The organism is Streptomyces sp. NPDC054956, from assembly GCF_053609185.1.
Genome location: NZ_JBSGXB010000639.1, coordinates 1 through 1368 on the forward strand (window position 1 = coordinate 1; position 1368 = coordinate 1368).

The following is a 1368-nucleotide window of genomic DNA, read 5'->3' on the forward strand; positions in this document are numbered from 1 at the left end:
ATTCAGCGCTGCGTTTCGGGCGGAAATAACCCCGAGCAACGGACGGTCGGCACCGCCTGACCCGCCACCTGGGTCCGGGCCGGCCCACTGCCGGACGGGACCGAGGTGTTTCACCCCGCACGCAAGCACCTCCGCACGGAACACCTGGAAAGCGAAAAGAGCGCATCGTGGCCGCAGTCTCAGCCCGTCTTCCCGTCTTCCCCTGGGACAAGCTGGAGCCGTACAAGGCGACGGCCGCGGCCCACCCGGACGGCATCGTCGACCTCTCCGTCGGCACCCCCGTCGACCCGGTGCCGCAGCTGATCCAGCGCGCCCTGGTCGAGGCCGCCGACTCCCCGGGCTATCCCACGGTGTGGGGCACGGCCGCCCTGCGCGACGCGATCACCGGCTGGGTGCGCGGCCGCCTCGGCGCGAGCGCCGCCGGGCACCGCAACGTCCTGCCGGTCGTCGGCTCCAAGGAGCTGGTGGCCTGGCTGCCGACCCAGCTGGGACTCGGCGCGGGCGACCAGGTGGCGTACCCCCGTCTGGCCTACCCGACGTACGAGGTCGGCGCGCGGCTGTGCGGCGCCGAGCCCGTGGTCTACGACGACCCCACCACCGATCTCGACCCGGCGCGCGTGAAGCTGCTGTGGCTCAACTCCCCGTCCAACCCCACCGGCAAGGTCCTCCCCAAGGAGGAACTCGTCCGGATCGTGGCCTGGGCGCGCGAGCACGGAGTCCTGATCTTCAGCGACGAGTGCTACCTGGAGCTGGGCTGGGAGGCCGAGCCCGTCTCCGTCCTGCACGACGACGTCTGCGGAGGCTCGTACGAGGGCATCGTCAGCGTCCACTCGCTCTCCAAGCGGTCCAACCTGGCGGGCTACCGGGCGGCCTTCATCGCCGGTGACGCCGACGTGCTCGGCGAGCTCCTGCAGATCCGCAAGCACGGCGGCATGATGACCCCCGCCCCGGTGCAGGCGGCCACGGTGGCGGCACTGGGCGACGACGCGCACGTCGAGGAGCAGCGGGTGCGCTACGCGGCCCGCCGCGAGGCGCTGCGCACGGCCCTGGAGGCGCACGGCTTCCGCATCGAGCACAGCGAGGCCAGCCTGTACCTGTGGGTGACCCGGGACGAGCCCTGCTGGGACACGGTCGAGCACCTCGCGGCGCTGGGCATCCTGGTCGCGCCGGGCGACTTCTACGGCGAGGCGGGCGCCCGCTTCGTCCGCGTGGCCTTCACGGCGACGGACGAACGCGTCGAGGCAGCGGTCAAGCGGCTGGGCAACTCCAGCCCCGCAGGGGGCACCTCCCAGCGGTAGCTGGGGGAGATTGAGGCGCGGGGGTTCGGGGGCCGGCCCCGACAACGGCGCCGCAGGTAAGTGTGCAGAC

General features: G+C 72.6%; 1 protein-coding gene. It reads left to right on the forward strand.

What is annotated here, in order from left to right; all coding sequences use genetic code 11:
* Positions 1 to 167: 167 nt before the first annotated feature.
* Entirely contained in the window at positions 168 to 1298 is a 1131-nt protein-coding gene (gene dapC, locus ACWGDE_RS38980; protein WP_453393826.1) for a succinyldiaminopimelate transaminase, read from the forward strand.
* Positions 1299 to 1368: the final 70 nt, after the last annotated feature.